This is a genomic window from Aquabacterium commune (assembly GCF_004362855.1).
In the GTDB taxonomy this organism is placed as follows: domain Bacteria; phylum Pseudomonadota; class Gammaproteobacteria; order Burkholderiales; family Burkholderiaceae_C; genus Aquabacterium; species Aquabacterium commune.
In genome coordinates this window covers 152,411-173,450 of sequence record NZ_SNXW01000006.1, presented here as the reverse complement: position 1 = coordinate 173,450, position 21,040 = coordinate 152,411, and the positions used below count along the sequence as shown (strand labels likewise).

The 21,040-nt window shown below is 65.5% G+C and carries 14 protein-coding genes and 5 tRNA genes; 4 read left to right on the top strand and 15 right to left on the bottom strand.

Annotation, left to right across the window (positions count from 1 at the left end; all coding sequences use genetic code 11):
• Positions 1 to 10 precede the first annotated feature (10 nt).
• The 4 genes from EV672_RS11680 to EV672_RS11665 all read right to left on the bottom strand — a co-directional run bounded on the left by EV672_RS11680 (position 11) and on the right by EV672_RS11665 (position 4,754).
• Positions 11 to 973 carry an NAD(P)H-dependent flavin oxidoreductase gene (locus tag EV672_RS11680; RefSeq protein WP_133609386.1) on the bottom strand — a complete coding sequence of 321 codons (963 nt, stop codon included), beginning with the start codon at positions 971 to 973 and terminating at the stop codon, positions 11 to 13.
• 150 nt (positions 974 to 1,123) lie between these two features.
• On the bottom strand, positions 1,124 to 2,929 hold the full coding sequence (locus EV672_RS11675) for an acyl-CoA dehydrogenase (RefSeq protein ID WP_133609384.1): 1,806 nt from the start codon (positions 2,927 to 2,929) through the stop codon (positions 1,124 to 1,126).
• Between the two features lie 131 nt (positions 2,930 to 3,060).
• The gene (locus EV672_RS11670) at positions 3,061 to 3,993 is read right to left on the bottom strand and encodes an electron transfer flavoprotein subunit alpha/FixB family protein (RefSeq protein ID WP_133609382.1); all 933 of its coding nucleotides are present in this window, start codon (positions 3,991 to 3,993) and stop codon (positions 3,061 to 3,063) included.
• Positions 3,994 to 4,004: 11 nt separating this feature from the next.
• Positions 4,005 to 4,754 (bottom strand): electron transfer flavoprotein subunit beta/FixA family protein, encoded by a 750-nt coding sequence (locus tag EV672_RS11665; RefSeq protein ID WP_133609381.1) that lies wholly within the window; start codon positions 4,752 to 4,754, stop codon positions 4,005 to 4,007.
• A gap of 203 nt (positions 4,755 to 4,957) precedes the next feature.
• Here EV672_RS11665 and murI point away from each other — a divergent pair, with 203 nt between their 5' ends.
• The gene (gene murI / locus EV672_RS11660; RefSeq protein ID WP_133609379.1) at positions 4,958 to 5,863 is read left to right on the top strand and encodes a glutamate racemase; all 906 of its coding nucleotides are present in this window, start codon (positions 4,958 to 4,960) and stop codon (positions 5,861 to 5,863) included.
• A gap of 96 nt (positions 5,864 to 5,959) precedes the next feature.
• On the opposite strand, the gene EV672_RS11655 is transcribed toward murI, so the two are convergent.
• Positions 5,960 to 6,033 (bottom strand) — tRNA-Cys (locus tag EV672_RS11655).
• A 92-nt stretch (positions 6,034 to 6,125) separates the two neighbouring features.
• Positions 6,126 to 6,201, bottom strand: a tRNA-Gly gene (locus EV672_RS11650).
• A 264-nt stretch (positions 6,202 to 6,465) separates the two neighbouring features.
• Here EV672_RS11650 and EV672_RS11645 point away from each other — a divergent pair.
• Positions 6,466 to 6,554 (top strand) — tRNA-Leu (locus EV672_RS11645).
• A 136-nt stretch (positions 6,555 to 6,690) separates the two neighbouring features.
• Here the strand turns inward: EV672_RS11645 and EV672_RS11640 are convergent.
• The 8 genes from EV672_RS11640 to EV672_RS11605 all read right to left on the bottom strand — a co-directional run bounded on the left by EV672_RS11640 (position 6,691) and on the right by EV672_RS11605 (position 17,606).
• Positions 6,691 to 6,766, bottom strand: a tRNA-Gly gene (locus EV672_RS11640).
• 174 nt (positions 6,767 to 6,940) lie between these two features.
• Positions 6,941 to 9,373 carry an endopeptidase La gene (lon, locus tag EV672_RS11635; protein ID WP_133609377.1) on the bottom strand — a complete coding sequence of 811 codons (2,433 nt, stop codon included), beginning with the start codon at positions 9,371 to 9,373 and terminating at the stop codon, positions 6,941 to 6,943.
• A 102-nt stretch (positions 9,374 to 9,475) separates the two neighbouring features.
• Complete coding sequence (clpX, locus tag EV672_RS11630; RefSeq protein ID WP_133609375.1) at positions 9,476 to 10,753, bottom strand: ATP-dependent Clp protease ATP-binding subunit ClpX; 1,278 nt, start codon at positions 10,751 to 10,753, stop codon at positions 9,476 to 9,478.
• 67 nt (positions 10,754 to 10,820) lie between these two features.
• Entirely contained in the window at positions 10,821 to 11,429 is a 609-nt protein-coding gene (clpP, locus tag EV672_RS11625; protein WP_133609373.1) for an ATP-dependent Clp endopeptidase proteolytic subunit ClpP, read from the bottom strand.
• Positions 11,430 to 11,726: 297 nt separating this feature from the next.
• Complete coding sequence (gene tig, locus EV672_RS11620) at positions 11,727 to 13,049, bottom strand: trigger factor (RefSeq protein WP_133609371.1); 1,323 nt, start codon at positions 13,047 to 13,049, stop codon at positions 11,727 to 11,729.
• 41 nt (positions 13,050 to 13,090) lie between these two features.
• A tRNA-Leu gene (locus EV672_RS11615) sits at positions 13,091 to 13,177 on the bottom strand.
• A 130-nt stretch (positions 13,178 to 13,307) separates the two neighbouring features.
• The gene (locus EV672_RS11610) at positions 13,308 to 16,475 is read right to left on the bottom strand and encodes an efflux RND transporter permease subunit (RefSeq protein ID WP_243738649.1); all 3,168 of its coding nucleotides are present in this window, start codon (positions 16,473 to 16,475) and stop codon (positions 13,308 to 13,310) included.
• Positions 16,476 to 16,517: 42 nt separating this feature from the next.
• Positions 16,518 to 17,606, bottom strand: coding sequence for an efflux RND transporter periplasmic adaptor subunit (locus tag EV672_RS11605; RefSeq protein WP_243738648.1), 1,089 nt, complete (start codon positions 17,604 to 17,606; stop codon positions 16,518 to 16,520).
• 195 nt (positions 17,607 to 17,801) lie between these two features.
• Between EV672_RS11605 and EV672_RS11600 the strand changes: the two genes are divergently transcribed.
• A complete protein-coding gene (locus EV672_RS11600) occupies positions 17,802 to 18,746 on the top strand; it encodes a squalene/phytoene synthase family protein (RefSeq protein ID WP_133609367.1) in 945 nt (314 codons plus the stop codon).
• A gap of 3 nt (positions 18,747 to 18,749) precedes the next feature.
• On the opposite strand, the gene EV672_RS11595 is transcribed toward EV672_RS11600, so the two are convergent.
• On the bottom strand, positions 18,750 to 19,880 hold the full coding sequence (locus tag EV672_RS11595; protein ID WP_243738647.1) for a TIGR03790 family protein: 1,131 nt from the start codon (positions 19,878 to 19,880) through the stop codon (positions 18,750 to 18,752).
• A gap of 376 nt (positions 19,881 to 20,256) precedes the next feature.
• Between EV672_RS11595 and EV672_RS11590 the strand changes: the two genes are divergently transcribed.
• Positions 20,257 to 21,012 (top strand): IclR family transcriptional regulator, encoded by a 756-nt coding sequence (locus EV672_RS11590; protein WP_133609363.1) that lies wholly within the window; start codon positions 20,257 to 20,259, stop codon positions 21,010 to 21,012.
• Positions 21,013 to 21,040: the final 28 nt, after the last annotated feature.

The following is a 21,040-nucleotide window of genomic DNA, read 5'->3' as shown; positions in this document are numbered from 1 at the left end:
AGCGCCGGCCTCAAGCGCGGCAGAGCTGCTCGCGTGCCGCGGCGTACTCCGCCTTCAGGCGGGCCACCAGCTCGGCCGTGGGCACGACCTGCTTGATGGCACCGATGCCCTGACCGCAGCCCCAGATGTCCTTCCAGACCTTGGCATCGCTGCCGTCCTTGCTGCCAAAGCTCATCTGGCTGGGGTCGCCATTGCCCAGGGTGTCCGGGTCCAGGCCAGCCTTCACGATGGACGGGCGCAGGTAGTTGCCGTGCACACCGGTGAACTTGCTGGAGTACAGGATGTCGGCGCTGCTGCTGTCCACGATCATCTGCTTGTAGGCGTCCACCGCGCGGGCCTCTTCGGTCGCGATGAAGGCCGAGCCGATGTAGGCAAAATCCGCCCCCATGGCACGCGCCGCCAGGATGGATCGGCCATTGGCGATCGAGCCCGACAGCGCCACCGGGCCGTCGAACCATTCGCGGATTTCCTGCACCAGGGCAAACGCGCTGGTCGTGCCCGCATGGCCACCGGCGCCCGCCGCCACCGCGATCAGGCCGTCGGCGCCCTTCTCGATGGCCTTGCGCGCGAACTTGTTGTTGATGATGTCGTGCATGACCACGCCACCGTAGCTATGCACGGTCTGGTTCACATCCTCACGCGCACCCAGCGAGGTGATGATCAACGGCACCTTGTACTTGACGCACATCTCCAGATCGTGGTCGAGGCGGTCGTTGCTCTTGTGCACGATCTGGTTGATGGCGAAGGGTGCTGCCGGGTTGTCCGGGTTGGCGCGGTTGTGGGCGTCCAGCGACTCGGTGATCTCGGCCAGCCACTCGTCGAGCTGGGCCGCGGGGCGGGCGTTCAGCGCGGGCATGGAGCCCACCACGCCGGCCTTGCACTGGGCGATCACCAGCTTGGGCGTGCTGATGATGAACATCGGCGAAGCGATGACGGGGAACGGGACGCGCTTGAGCACTTCGGGCAGGGCCATGGGGTCTCCTCGGTGGGGGTTCTCGGAACTCAAAAGAAAAAGGACACCCCCGCTGGCGCGCGCCAGCATGGGGTGTCCTTGCGGTCAGATGCCATCCTGACAGGTCAGGGCGTGGCGATCAGGTCCGGCTTCGCGGTCAAATGCCCGCGCTCAGAAAGCGTCCAGCGGCATGGCCGAGACGCTGTCGCCGCCGTCCAGGATGGTGTCGCGCAGCGAAGCGATGCGGGCCAGGATGTGGTCGCCGTAGAAGCGCGCGGTGGCGATCTTGGCGGCCATGAACTGGGCGTCTTCGCCGGCGGCCAGCTTGTCCTCGGCCACCATCAGGGCACGGGCCATCTGCCAGCCGGAGACCAGGTTGCCAGCCAGCATCAGGTAAGGCACCGAGCCGGCGAACACGGCGTTCGGGTTCGACTTGACGTTGTTGACGACGAAATCGACAACCTGCAGGAAGGACTCGCGTGCAGCCTTCAGTTGCAGCGCCAGCTTCTTGCCAGCGGCGCTCGGGCGAGCGGCCAGTTGGCCTTCCGTGTCGGCGATCTGAGCCGCGATGGCCTTGGCCAGGGCACCGCCGTCGCGCGAGGTCTTGCGGCCGACCAGGTCGTTGGCCTGGATGGCCGTCGTGCCTTCGTAGATCGGCAGGATGCGCGAATCGCGGTAGTACTGCGCCGCACCGGTTTCTTCGATGAAGCCCATGCCACCGTGCACCTGCACGCCCAGCGAGGTCACCTCCACCGAGTTCTCGGTGCTGAAACCCTTGATCAGCGGCACCAGGAATTCATAAAAAGCCTGGGCCTGCTTGGCCACGGCCGCGTCGGGGTGGTTGTGGGCGGTGTCGTAAGCGGCAGCGCCGACCAGGGCCATGGCGCGTTCACCTTCGATCAGGGCACGCATCGTCAGCAGCATGCGCTTGACGTCCGGGTGGTGGATGATCGCCACCGACTCCTTGGCCGAGCCGTCCACCGGGCGCGACTGCACGCGGTCGCGGGCATAGCCAACGGCGTGCTGATAGGCGCGCTCGGAGACGCCCAGGCCTTGCAGGCCCACGTCGTAGCGCGCGGCGTTCATCATGATGAACATGTACTCGAGGCCGCGGTTCTCTTCGCCGACCAGGTAGCCGATGGCGCCCGGGCCCACTTCGCCCTTGTCGTCACCGTAAACCAGCACGGCCGTCGGCGAGGCCTTGATGCCCAGCTTTTCCTCGATGGAGGCGCAGTACACGTCGTTGCGCTGGCCAAGCGAACCGTCGGCATTGACCAGGAACTTCGGCACCACGAACAGCGAGATGCCCTTGACGCCTTCGGGGGCGTCCGGGGTGCGCGCCAGCACGAGGTGAACGATGTTCTCCGTCATGTCGTGCTCACCGTAGGTGATGTAGATCTTCTGGCCCGACACGCGGTAGGTGCCATCGTCTTGCGGAACCGCCTTGGAGCGCACCAGGGCCAGGTCGGAGCCGGCTTGCGGCTCGGTCAGGTTCATGGTGCCGGTCCACTTGCCCGACACCATGTTCGGGATGTAGCGGGTCTTGAGCTCGTCGCTGCCTGCGGTCAGCAGGGCCTCGATGGCGCCACCGGTCAGGATGGAGCACAGCGAAAAGCTCAAGTTCGCGGCCATGGTCTGTTCGACGCAGGCCGCACCGATGATCTTGGGCAGGCCCTGACCACCGTACTCGGCGGGCTGACCCAGGCCTTGCCAACCGCCTTCGGCCAGCGCGGCATAGGCTTCCTTGAAACCCTTGGAGGCACGCACCACGCCGTTGTCCCACGAACCGTGGTCCTGGTCACCGGACCAGTTCAAAGGCGCGACCACGCCCTCGTTGAACTTGGCCGACTCTTCCAGCACGGCCTGCGCGGTTTCATAACCGGCGTCCTCGAAACCGGGGATCTGGGCGATCTTGTCGATACCTGCCAGCTCCTTCATGCAGAACAGCTGGTCCTTGACGGGTGCTTTGAATGCCATGGTGTCTCTCCAGGTGTCTCCGTTTTAAACGCCGGAGACTTCAAACGGAAAAAAGGGGCGCCTCGCAAGACGCCCCGTTCGAGGTGTTCAGTCAGACACGTTGATCTGCCTGCGCCACCGGATCGATGTGATCAAAGGGCCTTGACCAGCTCCGGCACAGCCGTGAACAGGTCGCCTTCCAGACCGAAGTCTGCCACCTGGAAGATCGGGGCTTCCGGATCCTTGTTGATGGCGACGATGACCTTGGAGTCCTTCATGCCGGCCAAGTGCTGGATGGCGCCCGAGATACCGACGGCCACGTACAGCTGGGGCGCGACGATCTTGCCCGTCTGGCCCACTTGCCAGTCGTTGGGGGCGTAACCAGCGTCCACCGCTGCGCGCGACGCGCCCATGGCGGCGCCGAGCTTGTCAGCCAGCGGCGACATGACTTCGTTGAACTTGTCAGCGGAGCCCAGGGCACGGCCACCGGACACGACGATCTTGGCGCCAGCCAGTTCCGGACGCTCAGACTTGGTCACTTCGCGACCCACGAACGCCGACTTGCCGGAATCGGTCACAGCGGCCAGGGTTTCGACCGAAGCCGAGCCACCGGTGGCAGCAGCGCCGTCGAAAGCGGTGCCGCGAACCGTCAACACCTTGGTGGCGTCGGCCGATTGCACGGTGGCGATGGCGTTGCCAGCGTAGATCGGGCGCTCGAACGTGTCAGGCGAGATCACCTTGGTGATTTCCGACACTTGGGCGACGTCCAGCTTGGCAGCGACGCGGGGGGCCACGTTTTTGCCGGAGGCTGTGGCAGGGAACAGCAGGTGGCTGTAGCCAGAGGCCACGGCGAGAACCTGAGCGGCCACGTTTTCGGCCAGGCTGTCGGCGAAAGCGGCCGAATCAGCGTGCAGCACTTTGGTCACGCCGGCGATTTGCGCGGCAGCAGCGGCGGCAGCGCCAGCATTGGCGCCAGCGACCAGCACGTGCACATCGCCACCGATGGCCTTGGCGGCCGTGACGACGTTCAGGGTCGCGCCCTTGATGCTGTGGTTGTCGTGTTCAGCAATGACGAGAACGGTCATGGGTTATCTCCTCAGATCACTTTGGCGACGTTCTTGAGCTTGTCCACCAGGGTGGCCACGTCGGCCACCTTGATGCCAGCCGAGCGCTTGGCAGGCTCGGCGACGCTCAGCGTCTTGATGCGCGGGGCCACATCCACACCCAGGTCGGCCGGCTTGACCGTGTCCAGGGGCTTCTTCTTGGCCTTCATGATGTTGGGCAGCGTGACATAGCGCGGCTCGTTGAGGCGCAGGTCGGTCGTGATCACGGCCGGCAGGCTCAGCGAGACGGTTTCCAGGCCGCCGTCCACTTCACGGGTCACGTGGACCTTGCCGTCAGCGACTTCGACTTTGGAGGCGAAGGTGCCCTGGGGCAGGTCGGCCAGGGCCGCCAGCATCTGGCCGGTCTGGTTGCTGTCGTCGTCGATGGCTTGCTTGCCCAGGATGATCAACTGGGGTTGTTCCTTGTCGATCAGCGCCTTCAGCACCTTGGCCACGGCCAGGGGCTGGATGTCGGCATCGGTCTCGACCAGGATGCCGCGGTCGGCACCGATGGCCATGGCCGTGCGCAGGGTTTCCTGGCATTGGGCCGGGCCAATGGAGACGGCGATGATCTCGGTGACAACGCCCTTTTCCTTCAGACGGGTGGCCTCCTCGACGGCGATTTCGTCGAAGGGGTTCATGGACATCTTGACGTTGGCGATGTCGACACCAGAGCCGTCGGACTTCACGCGAACTTTCACGTTGTAGTCCACAACCCGCTTGACCGGAACGAGAGCCTTCATGCGTTGTTCTCCTGCGTCATGAGGAAGGTGATAGAAAGGGCCGCGCCTTAAAAAGCACGATCGTTCGATTCTAACGCGAACTTCTGTGATTTTGGAACCTGCGGCGTGCGCGAACGCGGGACAATTGTGCGTCGGCGGGGCACACATTCCGCCAGCCGTCGGCCAGTCTTTCATCACACATCCGACCGATTCTTATCTTGCGCATGCCCGCCGCCTTCGAAACCGATCCCACCAGCGCCCTGGCATCCCTCCCGGGGGGCGCCACAGCCACGACCGGCACCACGGGAGAAGGCCTGCGCATCGGTGTGTTCGACTCCGGTCTCGGCGGGCTGTCCGTGTTGCGTGCCTTGCGCGCACAGATGCCTTCCGCCGCCCTGCTTTACGTGGCCGACTCCGGCCATGCGCCTTACGGCGAGCGCGACGACGCCTTCATCCAGGCGCGGTCCGAGCACATCAGCGACTTCCTCGTCCACCAGAGCGCAGACGCCATCGTCGTGGCCTGCAACACGGCCACGGCCGCGGCCATCCACAGGCTGCGCCTGCGTTGCGGCGACCTGCCCGTGATCGGTGTGGAGCCTGGCGTCAAACCGGCCGTCGCCCTGTCGGCATCCAAGCGGGTCGGCGTGCTGGCCACGCCGGGCACGCTGAGCAGCCTCAAATTCCGACGCTTGGTGGAGCAGCATGGCCAGGGCGCTCACCTGGTGCTGCAAGCCTGCCCGGGCCTGGCACGCGAGATCGAGGCCGGCGTGCTGGACACACCCGCGCTGCGGGACATGGTCGGACGCTTTTGCGCCCCCTTGCGCGAAGCGCAGGTGGACACGGTGGTGCTGGGATGCACCCACTACCCCTTCGTGACGCCGCTGATCCAGGCAGAACTGGGGCCCCACGTGCACATCGTGGACACAGCGCAGGCCGTGGCGCAGCACACGCAGCGGGTGTCAGCAAGGCACCCGGGCACGCCCCACACTGCGCTCGCATCGGCATCGGCATCGGCATCGGCATCGGCATCGGGCGAGACCCGCTTGTGGAGCAGCGCCGACCCGCAGCACCTGCAGCGCGTGGCCCTGGCCTGGCTGGGCCTGGAAGCGGTGGCATCCGCCCTGCCCTGAGCAGAAGCGGTTGGGGTCCATCGATGGTGGCCACGTTGGGCCTGCCATGATCGGTCAAGAAAAAAGCCCCTCGCGGTGACGCGAAGGGCTTTTTCTTGGAGGCGCGGTCCGGAGTCGAACCGGACTAACCGGATTTGCAATCCGGGGCATAACCGCTTTGCTACCGCGCCAATCGGTTGCCGCAGGCATTCGCCTGCTCGAAACAGGCCATGGCCTGCTTGAAAAAAGGGAAGCCTGGTCAACCGGGCTTCCCTTCTGCATCTGGAGCGGGATAAGAGACTCGAACTCTCGACCTATACCTTGGCAAGGTATCGCTCTACCAACTGAGCTAATCCCGCGTTTGCTAACGCATGTGTTGCCGCATTCAAAGAACACTCGAAAACAACTGCAACGATTCGCCTGACTTGCGTCTTGCTCCCGTCTGGTGTCGTGAACAGCGAAGACCAATAATGTACACCGATTTTGCGCACTTCGCAAGGTGTTGCGCATTTTCGTCACCTGCTGCGCCGTGACAACACCCGCCACGGCAGGTCGCTCGTCAGGCCATGGCAGCCGAGCACGCTCCAGAACACCAGACCTTGGCGCGCTTACACTCCCGCCAGGCCCCGATGGTGAAATCGGTAGACACAGCGGACTTAAAATCCGCCGCCACCAACATGGCGTGCCGGTTCAAGTCCGGCTCGGGGCACCAGCTCAACCGGCGCAGAGCCGACAACGAGATCACCAGGGGCGCGACACGACCGCCTGACCATGCGAGTGAGAATGCGAGTCACCATGCGGACCCACCATGCAAAAAGGGAAGCCTTTTCAGGCTTCCCTTTGCAATTTGGAGCGGGATAAGAGACTCGAACTCTCGACCTATACCTTGGCAAGGTATCGCTCTACCAACTGAGCTAATCCCGCATTGTCTTCACCGTTGTTTCGCACCGCTTGGTTCAGTGCTCAGCGAAGACTTGAACTGTACATCGTTTTTGAGCTTCAGGTCAAGTGACCGCCAATTTTTTTGGCGGTGTGGTCCGAACGCATCATGCTGGCAACGTCCGAACCACATCCCCCAACAGCCGAAGCTGCCTTGCCTCAGTGCTTGAGCAACTCCGCAGGGCCCGTGGCAGCCGCAGGTGTGGCCGCTGCGGCTTCTGGCTTGGCCTCGACTTTGGGCTCCTCATCGGGCAGAGCCTGTGGCTGACGCTCCAGCGCCACTTCGAGCACCTTGTCGATCCACTTGACCGGCACGATCTCGATCTGGCCCTTCACGTTCTCGGGGATCTCGGCGAGGTCCTTGACGTTCTCCTCCGGGATCAGCACCGTCTTGATGCCGCCACGGTGAGCCGCCAACAGCTTCTCCTTCAACCCCCCGATGGCCGTGACCTCGCCGCGCAGCGTGATCTCGCCCGTCATGGCCACGTCCGCACGCACCGGGATGCCCGTGAGCGCCGACACGAAGGCCGTCGTCATGGCCGCGCCCGCGCTCGGGCCGTCCTTGGGCGTGGCACCGTCGGGCACGTGGATGTGGATGTCGCGCTTCTCGAACATGTCATCGGTGATGCCCAGGCGGCGTGCGCGTGAACGCACCACCGAACGGGCGGCCTCGACCGACTCCTTCATCACGTCGCCCAGCTGGCCGGTGCGGATGATGTTGCCCTTGCCCGGCATGACCGCGGCTTCGATGGTCAGCAAATCGCCGCCCACTTCCGTCCACGCCAGACCCACGACCTGACCGACCTGGTTTTCCTTGGTGGCTTCGCCGTAGCTGTACTTGCGCACGCCCAGGAAGTCATTGAGGTTCTCGTCGGTCACCACGACCTTGTCGGTGAACTGCTTGAGCGCGATGCCCTTGATCGTCTTGCGGCAGATCTTGGAGACTTCGCGTTCCAGCGAGCGCACGCCGGCCTCGCGGGTGTAGTAACGGATGATGCCGCGGATGGCGCTTTCAGCGATTTCCAGCTCACCGTCCTTCACGCCGTTGTTCTTGATCTGCTTGGGCAGCAGGTAGGTTTGAACGATGTGCACCTTCTCGTCTTCGGTGTAGCCGGCCAGGCGGATCACTTCCATCCGGTCCAGCAGCGCCGGCGGGATGTTCAGCGAGTTCGACGTGGCCACGAACATCACATCGGACAGGTCGAAATCGACCTCGATGTAGTGGTCACCGAAGGTGTGGTTCTGCTCGGGGTCAAGCACCTCCAGCAGCGCCGAAGACGGGTCGCCGCGGAAGTCCATGCCGAGTTTGTCGATCTCGTCCAGCAGGAACAGCGGGTTGCGCACGCCGACCTTGGACAGGCTCTGCAGCACCTTGCCCGGCATGGAGCCGATGTAGGTGCGGCGGTGACCGCGGATCTCGGCTTCGTCGCGCACACCGCCCAAGGCCATGCGCACGAACTTGCGTCCGGTGGCACGGGCGATGGACTGGCCCAGCGAGGTCTTGCCGACGCCAGGGGGGCCGACCAGGCACAGGATGGGCGCCTTGACCTTGTCCACGCGTTGCTGGACAGCAAGGTACTCAAGGATGCGTTCCTTGACCTTGTCGAGGCCGTAGTGCTCTTCGTTGAGCACTTCCTCGGCCAGGGCCAGGTCGTGCTTGACCTTGGACTTCTTGCTCCAGGGCAGGTTGACCAGGGTCTCGATGTAGTTGCGCACCACCGTGGCTTCGGCCGACATCGGTGACATCAGCTTGAGCTTCTTGAACTCGGCATCGACCTTCTTGCGCGCCTCTTTGGGCATGCGGGCCGACTCGATCTTCTTGGCGATTTCTTCGAGGTCAGCGCCCTCCTCGCCTTCGCCGAGCTCCTTCTGGATGGCCTTGACCTGCTCGTTGAGGTAGTACTCGCGCTGGGACTTCTCCATCTGGCGCTTGACGCGGCCACGGATGCGCTTCTCGACCTGCAGGATGTCAACTTCGTGCTCCAGCAGTTCGAGCAGCTTTTCCAGGCGGGCCGAGACCGAGAACAGGTCCAGCACAGCCTGCTTGGCTTCGAGCTTGAGCGGCAGGTGGGCGGCGATGGTGTCGGCCAGGCGGCCCGCATCGTCGATGCCGGAGATCGAGGTGAGGATCTCGGGCGGGATCTTCTTGTTGAGCTTGACGTACTGGTCGAACTGCTGCGTCACGGCGCGGCGCAGGGCCTCGACCTCGGGCGTGACGTCGCCTTCAGGCTGGACGGGCACGGACACCGAGGTGAAGAACTCACCGCTGTCGTCGATGGATTGCGTGTTGGCGCGCTGCACGCCTTCGACCAGCACTTTCACGGTGCCGTCGGGCAGCTTCAGCATCTGCAGGATGCTGGAGACGCAGCCGATGTCGAACATGTCCTCCGCCTTGGGCTCGTCCTTGCCGGCGGCCTTCTGGGCCACGAGCATGATCTGGCGACCGGACTCCATGGCGGATTCCAGGGCCTTGATGGACTTGGGGCGCCCCACGAACAGCGGGATCACCATGTGCGGGAAGACCACGACATCACGCAGCGGCAGCAGCGGCAGGGTGATGGGATGGGAAGGAAGAATGGGGTGTCCAGACATTTTGGGCTCACTTTCTCTGAAGACCACGTGGGGCCTCAGGGGAGAAACACAAGGGCACCGTGATACCTCTCAGCGGTGCCCCACAGAGCGCGTCAACAGCGCTCAGGCACTGGCCTTGGCCTGTTCCCGGTACACCAGCAATGGCTTGGCGTTTTCTTCGATGGTGGATTCGTCCAGCACGACTTTCTGCACGCCCTCCTGAGTGGGAAGTTCAAACATGGTGTCCAGCAGCGATTGCTCCAGGATGGAGCGCAGGCCACGGGCACCGGTCTTGCGCGCCAGCGCCTTGCGGGCGATGGCACCCAGGGCGGCCGGCCGGATTTCCAGCTCGACGCCGTCCATGTTCAGCAGCTGACCGTATTGCTTGATCAGCGCGTTCTTGGGCTCGGTCAGGATGCGCACGAGGGCGTCTTCCGTCAGCTCGCCCAGCGTGGCCACGACCGGCAGGCGGCCCACCAGTTCGGGGATGAGGCCGAACTTGATGATGTCCTCGGGCTCGACCTCGCGGAAGACCTCGCCGACCTTGCGATCTTCCTTGCTCTGCACCTCGGCACCGAAGCCGATGCCGGATTTGACCGAGCGGTTCTGGATGACCTTTTCCAGGCCATCGAAAGCACCGCCGCAAATGAACAGGATGTTGGTCGTGTCGATCTGCAGGAAGTCCTGGTTCGGGTGCTTGCGGCCGCCTTGCGGGGGCACCGAGGCCATCGTGCCTTCGATGAGCTTGAGCAGGGCCTGCTGCACGCCCTCGCCCGACACGTCGCGCGTGATGGACGGGTTGTCGGACTTGCGCGAGATCTTGTCGATTTCGTCGATGTAGACGATGCCTCGCTGGGCCTTCTCGACCTCGTAATTGCAGTTCTGCAGCAGCTTCTGGATGATGTTTTCGACGTCTTCGCCCACGTAGCCGGCTTCGGTCAGCGTGGTGGCATCGGCGATCACGAAAGGCACGTTCAGCAGGCGGGCCAGGGTCTGCGCGAGCAGCGTCTTGCCGGAGCCCGTGGGGCCGATCAGCAGGATGTTGGACTTGGAGAGCTCGACTTCGCCCTTCTTGCCTTCGCCAGCGCCCATGTGCTTGAGGCGCTTGTAGTGGTTGTAGACCGCCACCGACAGCGTGCGCTTGGCCGTGTCCTGGCCGATGACGTACTGGTCCAGGCTGGACTTGATCTCAGCCGGGGTGGGCAGGTCGCCGCGCGAGGGCTTGGCCTGCTCCGACTCGGCCGCGACCTCGTCACGGATGATGTCGTTGCACAGCTCGATGCACTCGTCGCAAATGAAAACGGACGGGCCGGCGATGAGTTTCTTGACCTCATGCTGGCTCTTTCCACAGAAAGAGCAGTAGAGGATTTTTTCGCTGGAAGAGCCTTTTTTCTCGGGCATGGTGCGGCCTGTCAGGGTGTCGGCAAGGTGTGGAAAGATCATAGCGCCGGCGGCGCCACGCTCGCCGTCAGGCGCGCTTTTCCAGCACCTTGTCGATGAGTCCGTAGGTGGCGGCCTCTTCGGCCGTCATGTAGTAGTCGCGCTCGGTGTCGTTCTGGATCTTGTCCAGCGGCTGGCCAGAGCGTTCGGCCAGGATTTTGTTGAGCTGTTCGCGGGTTTTCAGGATCTCGCGGGCATGGATTTCGATGTCCGTGGCCTGGCCCTGTGTGCCGCCCAGCGGCTGGTGGATCATGATCTTGCTGTTGGGCAGCGCGAAACGCTTGCCCTTGGCACCGGCCGACAGCAGGAAGGCGCCCATGGAGGCGGCCATGCCCATGCACAGCGTGGAGACGTCGGGCTTGATGAAGTTCATCGTGTCGAAGATCGACATGCCCGCGCTGACGCTGCCGCCCGGCGAGTTGATGTAGAACGAGATGTCCTTGTCGGGGTTCTCGCTCTCCAGGAAGAGCATCTGGGCAACCACGAGGTTGGCCGTGGCGTCGTTCACCGGGCCGACCAGGAAGATCACGCGCTCGCGCAGCAGGCGGCTGTAGATGTCGTAGGCGCGCTCACCGCGACCCGATTGTTCGATGACCATGGGCACCATGCCCAGGTTTTGGATGTCCAGTGCGCTCATGTGCGTCCTTGTGGCGAAATCGAATGGATCAGGATGAATTCATTATGACGTGCGATCCGGCCACGTCGAAGGCTGGAAAAAGCGGCAGTCCACGGACGTCGTCTTTCCGTTGTTTGCGCGCACAGCGGTAGAACCCACCATGGCGCACGCTCTCAGCATCTGGGGACGGTTGCACAAAACAAAAGGCACCGGCATCCACTCGGGAATGCAGGTGCCTCGGGGCTGCCGTCGATTTTGCCGCCAGGCGCCGATCAAATCGGCGTCAAAGTGGAGGCAAGAAATCGAGACAAGCTCAGATCAAGCAGCGGCTTGTTGGCCCATCAGCTCTTCAAAACCCATCACCTTGTCGGTGACCTTGGCCTTGGACAGCACGAAATCGGCGACGTTGCCTTCGATGACCACGGCTTCGACTTCGGCCATGCGCTGGCGGTCGCTCATGTACCAGGCCACCACTTGGGCGGGCTGTTCGTAGCTCTGGGCCAGTTCCTGGATGTGGGCTTGCAGCTGCTCGGGCTTGGCCTGCAGGTTGTTGGCCTTGACCAGCTCGGCCACGGTCAGGCCCAGGCGCACGCGGCGCTCGGCCTGGGGCTTGAACATCTCGGCGGGGATCGGGGCCTTGTCGGCGTCGGGGATGCCACGGGCCTTCAGGTCGGCACGGGCGCCTTCCAGCAGGCGGTCGCCTTCGGCGGCCACGAGCGACTGGGGCAGGTCGAAATCGACCAGCTTCAGCAGGGCTTCCATGGCGGCAGCCTTGTTGCGGGCGGCCACGCGGAACTTGACCTCGCGCTCCAGGTTGCGCTTGACGTCGGCACGCAGGGATTCGACGGCGCCGTCGGCCAGACCCAGGGACTTGACGAAGTCCTCGGTCAGCTCGGGCAGGTTCTGCTGCTCGACCTTCTTGACGGTGACCAGGAAGTCGGCTTCCTTGCCGGCCACGTCCTTGCCGTGGTAGTCCTCGGGGAAGGCCAGCGGGAAGGTCTTGGAGTCGCCGGTCTTCATGCCGCGCACGGCCTTCTCGAAGGCTTCGAGCATCTGGCCTTCGCCGACCAGGAACTGGAAGCCTTCGGCCTTGCCGCCCTCGAAGGGCACGCCGTCGATCTTGCCTTCGAAGTCGATGGTGACGCGGTCGCCGTCGACAGCGCCTTCGGCAGCAGGACGCTGGGCGAAGGTGCGGCGCTGCTTGCGCAGGATGTCGATGGTGCGGTCGATGGCCGCGTCGTTGACTTCGGCGGTGACGCGCTCGATTTCGGCGCCCGACAGGTCAGCGATGCTGACTTCGGGATAGACCTCGAACACGGCGTCGAACTGCAGTTGGCCGTCGGTGGGCTCGCCTTCCTTTTCGGAAATGCGGGGCTGACCGGCAACGCGCAGTTGCGCTTGCTGGGCGGCTTCGGCAAATGCCTGGCCGACCTTGTCGTTGATGACTTCGTACTGGACGGAATAGCCGTAACGCTGGGCGACGACGTTCAAGGGCACCTTGCCGGGGCGGAAGCCGTCGGCCTTGGTGGTGCGGGCCAGCTTCTTGAGGCGGGCATCGACTTCGTTCTTGAGGACGTCAGCTGCCAGCGACAGCGTGATGCGGCGCTCCAGCTTGTCGAGGGTCTCCACGGTGATCGCCATGATGTGAACTCTCAGAAATGGTGATAACAAAAACGCGTCTGTGGTGCGCGGGGGGGGACTCGAACCCCCACACCATCGCTGGCGTCAGGACCTAAACCTGGTGCGTCTACCAATTTCGCCACCCGCGCAGCAGACTGAAAAAAGCCCGGCGACCTGATGGGCGGTGTTTGCCCGTCCATGGCCGCCGAACTGGCTGATTCGGTCGTAACCCGAGATTCTACCGCGGCAAAGTCGCCAAACCGCCGCGGCAGCGCCAACTCAGGGCCGGCGGACGCGGAACCAGGCCGCGTACATCGCCGGCAGCGCCAGCAGGGTCAGCGCCGTGGCGACGACCAGACCGCCCATGATGGCCACGGCCATCGGGCCCCAGAACACGCTGCGGCTCAGCGGGATCATGGCCAGCACGGCAGCGGCGGCTGTCAGCACGATGGGACGGAACCGCCGCACGGCCGCGCCGATGACGGCATCCCACGCGGGCACGCCGCGGGTGCGGTCCTGCTCGATCTGGTCGATCAGGATGACCGAATTGCGCATGATCATGCCCATCAGGGCGATCACGCCGAGCAGGGCCACGAAGCCGAAGGGGCGGTCCAGGGCCAGCAGCGCCATCGCCACGCCCGCGATGCCCATGGGACCGGTCAGGAAGACCAGCATGGCGCGCGAGAAGCTCTGCAGCTGCAACATCAGCAAGGTGAAGATGATGAAGAGCATCACCGGCACGTTGGCGAAAATGGAGCCCTGGCCTTTGGTGCTTTCCTCGGCGGTGCCCGCCAGCTGGATGCGGTAGCCCGACGGCAGCTTGGCCTGCAGCGCCTGCATCTGCGGCCACAGCGCCTGGCTGACGGTGGGACCTTGCACGCCTTCGCGCACATCGCCTTGCACAGTGACCGCAAAGTGGCGCCCCTCGCGCCACAGCACGCCCGGCTCCCAGACCAGCTTGGGCTTGGCCACCTGCAGCACCGGGATCATCTTGCCCGAGGCCGTGGGCACATAGGCGTTGTCCAGGGCCTCCAGGGTCTGGCGCTCGGACTGGGGCGTGCGGAAGTCGATGTCGATGAGGCGGTCGGCCTCGCGGTACTGCGCCACGGTCGCCCCGGAGGTCAGGATGCGGCTGGCCTGCGCGATGGACTGCGAGCTCACGCCCAGGGCGCGGGCCTTGTCCTGGTCCACCGACAGGCGGATGGCGCGGATGTACTCGTTCCAGTTGTCGTTGACGCCCAGCATGTCGGGGTTGGTGCGCATCAGCGCCTTGGCCTCGGACGCGATCTTGCGCAGCGTTTCGACGTCATCGCCCACGATGCGGAACTGCACCGGGTAGGGCACGGGCGGCCCGTTGGGCAGCAGCTTGACGCGGGCCCGCACTTCCGGGAACTCGGCGGCCATCAGCGCGGGCAAGGCCTTGCGCAGGCGCTCGCGGGCCTCGGTGCTGTCGGGCAGCAGCACGACCTGGCTGACGTTGCTCTGCGGGAAGATCTGGTCCATCGGCAGGTAGAAACGCGGCAGGCCGGTGCCCACCCAGGTGCTCACGGTCTTGACGCCGGGCTCCTTCATCATGCGGGCCTCGAAGCGCTTGGCCACGTCTTCCGTGGCGTAGAAGCTGGTGCCCTCGGGCTGCCAGAGGTCCACGATGATTTCAGGGCGGCTGGAGTCCGGGAAGAACTGCTGCTGCACCTTGCCCATGCCGACCACGCCGAGCACCAAGGCCAGCAGGGTCAGGCCGATGGTGGCCCAGCGGTGGGCCACGCACCAGCCCACCAGGGCCTTGAAGCGGTTGTAGAAGGGCGTGTCGTAGATGTCCGTCGCATGCGCTGCACCGCCATGAGGCGCGTCTTTGCTCACCTTGGGGCGCGTGCGCAACAGCAGCAAGCCAAGGTAAGGCACGAAATAGACGGACACCAGCCAGGAGATCAGCAAGGCCGCGGCCGTGACGGCGAAGATGGCGTAGGTGTACTCGCCGGTGGCCGAACGCGCCATGCCGATGGGCAGGAAGCCCGCCGCGGTGATGAGCGTACCCGTGAGCATGGGCATGGCCGTGAGGTCGTAGGCGGCGGTGGCCGCGCTGACCTTGTCGTAGCCCTCTTCCAGCTTGTGGACCATCATTTCGACGGCGATGATGGCGTCGTCCACCAGCAGGCCGAGCGCGATGATCAGCGCGCCGAGCGAGATTTTGTGCAGGCCCACATCGGCGTAGTACATGACCAGGAAGGTCACTGCCAGCACCAGCGGGATGGTGATGGCCACGACCAGGCCGGGCCACACGTCCAGGCGCAGCGGCTTGGTGTGCAGGCCCAGGCTGACGAAGCTCACGGCGAGCACCACGACCACGGCTTCGAGCAGCACTTTCACGAACTCACCCACCGAGCGAGACACCGCCTCGGGCTGGTTCTGGATCTGATCCAGTTCGATGCCCGCGGGCAGCTCGGCACGGATGGCGTCCGAAGCCTGGGTGAGGTTCTTGCCCAGCTGGATGATGTCGCCGCCCTTGGCCATGGAAATGCCCATCGCGATCACCTGCTTGCCCTGGTGGCGCACCTTGGTGGTGGGCGGGTCCTGGTAGGCGCGGCGGATGGTGGCGATGTCGCCCAGCTTGAGGCTGCGGGCCTGGCCATTGGCCGGGTTGACCGTGCGGATGGGCAGCGCGCGCAGTTGCTCGACCGCATTGAAGGCCCCGTTGACGCGCATCTGGACGGTGCTGCGTTCGTTGCTGAACACGCCGGCGCCCTCCACGGCGTTCTGCGCGTTCAGCTGCGCCACCACCTGCGGCATGTCGATGCCGAGCTGGGCCAGGCGACGCTGGGGGATCTCCACGTACACCTTCTCTGGCTGGACGCCGAAGAGCTCGACCTTGGCCACACCGGGCACGCGCAGCATGTCGGAGCGGGTCCTCTCGGCGAACTGGCGCAGTTCTTCTTCGCTGAAGCCATCGGCCGACAAGGCGTAGATGGAGCCATAGACATCGCCGAACTCGTCGTTGAAGAAAGGCCCGATCACGCCCTGGGGCAAGGTGGCGCGCATGTCACCGATCTTCTTGCGCACCTGGTACCAGAGGTTGGGGATCTCCTTGGGCGTGGAGTAGTCTTTCACCACCATCAGAGAGAAGGACTCGCCCGGCTTGGTGTAGGACTGGATGCGGTCGGCATTGGGCACCTCCTGCAAGGTGCGCTCGATCTTGTCGGTGACCTGCTCGGCCATCTCCTGCGCCGTGGTGCCGGGCCAGTAGGCACGCACCACCATCACGCGGAAGGCGAAGGGAGGGTCCTCGTCCTGCCCCAGCTGGAAATAAGAGGCCACGCCCAGCAGCATCAGCACCACCATCAGGTAGCGCGTCAGCGCGGGGTGCTCAAGGGCCCAGCGGGAGATGTTGAAGTGCTTCGCGCGAGGCGATGCGGCCTCATCGGATGGCGAATGGGGGTCGGGGTTGTGCACCGCCTGCTCCTGACGTGATCGGGTGGGGATCCGCGAACGGGATCAGGAACGGGGGGCGGACGCCGCAGCGGCGGCTTCCTGGAAGCGGCGGACTTTCTGTCCTGGCTGCAGCACGTGGGCCCCGGCCGTGACCACTTCCTGGCCGGCCTTCAGCCCGCGGGCGATCTGCACGACGTTGCCCAGCACATCGGTCGTGACAACCGGTTGCGGCTGAACGGTCATGCTGGCGGGGTCGAGCACCCAGACCACGGACTTGCCATCGCGCTCCACCACCGCGGGCAGCGGCAGCTGCAGGCCCACGGCCACGCGGGTGGGCACGCGCATCTGCACGGACGCCGTCTGGCCGAGCTCGAAAGTGGCGAAGGCCGTGCCGGACACATCGGCCTTGGCCAGGTAAGTGCGGGTGACCGGGTCGGTGGCCGCGGCGACTTCGCGCACGGCGGCGTTCAGCCAATCGGCAGCGCCCCAGCGGCGCACCTGCACAGCCCCCGGCTTGCCGGCCAGCGGTCGCACCACGGCGCCGAGGTCTTCGGGCACGGCAAACACAACGTCGCGGGCGCCATCGTGGGCCAGGGTGAGCACGGGCAGGCCCGCGGCCACGACCTGGCCAGGTTCGACATCGACCGAGGTGATGACGCCAGCGGCGGTGGCCGTCAGCACGGCATAGCTGGCCTGGTTGGCCTGCACGCCGGTTTGCGCGCGGGCCTGGCGCAGGGCGGCCTGGGCGGCGCGCTCGTTGGTGCTGTGACGCTCCAGTTCGGCCTCGCTGATGAAGCCCTGGGCGCGCAATTCCTTGAAACGGCGCAAGTCGGCCGCCGCCTGGGCGGCCTGCGCTTCGGCTGTGGCGAGACCGGCGCGGGCGACGTCTTCGCCGAGCTTGAGGTCTTGCGGGTCGAGCTGCACCAGGGCCTGGCCGGCCTGCACGTGCTGGCCCAGCTCCACCAGACGGCGCGTCACCTTGCCGCCGACGCGGAAACCGAGGCGGGACTCCGTGCGGGCACGCACCTCGGCGGCGAATTCGCGGCTGAGGGCGCCAGCGGATTCGGCCAGCACCAGCGTGCGCACCGAGCGCACCACAGGCGGAGCCTCGGCAGGCTTGCTGCAAGCCACCAGCATCGAGGCAGCGACCAAGGAGAAAATCAGGGCAACCGGGGGCCAGCGCAGTGTGTTCATTGTTGTCGGCGGATGGGTGAGGGCCTTGTTCACTGACCCGCGGGTCAGTAATGTAGGCAGGCTGTCGCCGATCTGTCAATTCGTCTGTTGAGACAATGTCGCCTTGGCGCCCTGCTCGCCGTCTCTTGCTCGCCTGTGAACCCAACGCCCGCCATGCCCACCTCGCCCCCGTCCGCGCCAACGTCAACCGGCGCCCCGTCTGGCGTCCCACCAGCAACTGCAGGCCAGCCCGATCACCCGGAACACCCTGCGAAAGCCCGGGGCCACGTCCCAGTGGCCGGCAGCAGCCTGGCCCTGGCCCTGGCCTTGGTGCCTGCGCCGCGCCGCCCTGCCCTCGCGCTGTGGCTGCGCTGGTGGCACGAAGTCAGCCGCATCCCCTTGAGCGTGCAAGACCCCGGCGTGGCCGAAACCAAGCTCGGCTGGTGGCGACAGGAACTGGCCGAAGTGGCCCAAGGCCGCGCTCGCCACCCGCTGATGCGCGAGTGGCTGGCCCTGCCCACCGACGACACGGCCACCCTGCCCTGGGCCTGGTGGCAGCAACAGCTGGACGGCCTGACGCAGTTGACGCAGCAAACGCGCTGGATGGACGAGGCCAGCCTGCAACGCCACGCGCTGCAGACCACCGGCAACGCCTGCTCCGTGGCGGCCCACCTGCTCGGCGCGCACAGCGATGCGGCGATCATAGCGGCGCGCACCCTGGGCCAGGGCCTGCGGCAGGCCCACATGCTGGCCCGGCTGGGTCAGGACGCCCGTGCGGGCTGGGTGATGGTGGGCATCGACTGGTTGCAGGCACACGACGTGCGCGCCCACCAGCTCAGCCGCCCCGAGAAGCCGATGCCGGCGGGTTGGGCCGCGCTGCTGGCCGCGCTGCACCAGCGTGCGCGCGCCACCCTGACCCAGGCGCTGGCAGAGGTCCACGCCCTGCCCTCGGCCGATCGCCGCGCCCTTCGGCCTCTGGTGTACCTGGCGCACGCGTCGCTGGCGCTGGCCGATGCCGTGCACGCATCGGGGGAGACGGTGCTGCACCAGCGCATCCTGCTGACGCCGCTGCGCAAGGGATGGATGGCGCAGCAGCTGCGCTGGGGCTGGCTGCGCTGAAACTCACTTCATCGACATGCCGCGCAGGATCTCGCTGCGCGCCAACTCGGCGGGCACATCTTTGGGGGGCTCTTTGAGCGGGTCTTTTGGCGCATCTTTGGCCGGCTCTTTCGGCACCTCGCGGGGCGCGTCGGCAGGCGGCTCTCGCACAGGCTCACGCGTCTCACGTGGATCACGGGCGAAAGGCGCCGCCAACGGCTCCCCCACGAACACGCCCTGGGCCGGCCACAGCACGCTCTTCCAGTAGGCCTCCAACGCGGTGGCGCCCTGGGCGTAGAACAACAGCAGCGCCTGCGGGTGGGGGAACTTCTGCCAATGCGCGCAGGGCTCGCTCACGGTGCCGTAACTGGCCGTCGCACCCGCGTGGATCCAGGCCAGGGCGGTCATCTGCCCATGCGGCTTGTCGAAGATGCCGCCGAACGAGGTCAGGTGATCGGCCAGGGCGCCTGGCACGAAATTCACCGTGTCCAGCCAGTCGATGTTGGCCTTGCCGGTCATGTAGAGCAGCACCCGGTCGACATTCTTGAGCGCGTCGGTGCGGTCGATCTGCACGTCCACGCCCAGGCGGGCGACCTGTGTGGGCGGCGGGTAGAAGAGTTGCCGCACGCTGCGCACGCTGTCTGAGGTGATGACGAAGTGGGCCGTGACGGGCAAGGCGCCGCGCAAACCCAGGCTGCCGTCGGACTTCACACCGCGGTCGATCAGGGCCTTGGCGGCTTCGAAATCCCGTGCGGCCAGCAACATGCCCAGGCGCATGCCGTGGTCCTTGAGCGGGCGCGACGAGGCGCTGCCAAAGTAGGTCGAAGGCCGCGCGGGGCCGCAATTGGCCGCGCACAACTTGGAGTCGTAACCCATGGCCAGCGCACCGGTGATGCTCTGGCAATCCACCCCGTACGGCATGCGCCAGGCCAAGGCCAGGCCTTGCACCCGGTCGCCATAGAAAGCCTGGATGCGCTTGTTGAAGTCCTCGAACTCCGAAGGGGTCAGCGCCGACTTGATGGGCAGGCTGACGCGCAGGATGTGCTGCTCGGGAATGCGGCGGGCACGCGCGTAGTACTCGCCCACCTGGACAGAATACGGGTCGTCCGTGTTGATGATCAGCCCCAAGTCTTGGGATGTGATGCGCCCGATCACCCGCGGCACCGCCACCCAACGGCGTGGCGCAGGCCCCGCCTGAGGTGTTGCGGGCGTGGCAGGTGCGGCCGCTGAGGCCCTCGGGCCTGCTGCCCCTGAGGCACCCGTCGTCGCCTGAGGCTGCTGACCGCCCCGATCCACCTCGGCCGCCTGAGAAACAGACCAGGGGCTGGCGGTCGCCAACACCAGCCAAACCACGGCCATGAGCGCTCGACCCAGGTCACGGCCGCCCGGCAAAGATTCAAAAATGTGCATTGCGGTATCAGATGCCAAAAAAGACACGGCCGAAGGGGGGATCAACGCTCAAGCGGCCGATTATTTCGCCGATTGCTCAGGAATCCCACTTTCCAAAACGTGATTCCGCGGAGAAAAACCCATGAGCGACCCCAAACCAGACAGCACCTCCATCCAGGTGATCGGCCGCATGTTCTCTCTGCTGGAGACACTCGCCCACGAAGGCGATGCCATCTCGCTGAAGTCCATCAGCGAGCAGACGGGCCTGCACCCCTCGACCGCGCACCGCATCCTCAACGACCTCGCCGTCGGTGGCCTGGTGGAGCGATCGGGCCCGGGCGCCTACCGCCTGGGCATCCGCCTGCTGACGCTGGGCAACCTCGTGAAATCGCGCCTGGACGTGCGCGAACTGGCCGTGCGCCCCATGCAGGAACTGCACCGCATGACCGGGCACCCGGTGTCGCTGTTCGTGCGGCACGAGGACGAGGCCCTGTGCGTGGAGCGCACCGTGACCGAGCGCTCTGGCGTCCAAGTGACCCGCGTGATGGGCCTGCGCCTGCCGCTGACCGGCTGTGCCGCGGGCAAGGTGCTGCTGCTCAATGAATCTGCCGTGGTGTTGCGCGCCCTGTGTGCGGCCCAGGGCACGCGCTACGAGCTGGTGCAGACCGAGCTGGGCCTGGTGCGCCAGAGCGGCCTCGCCATGGACAGCGAAAGCGCCGACCCGCAACTGCAGGTGATCGTCACCCCGGTGCACGACGACCTGGGCGGCGTGGTGGCCAGCCTGGCGCTGAACGTGTCCCACCTGAGCAGCGTGCCGCCCGAGTGGCAGGACGCCCTCAAGGCCAGCGCACAGCGCGTGTCTGCCCTGCTGGGCTGGCAACACGCGGCATCGGCCTGAAGTCCGGTCTGAAGCCAGAAACCCAGGC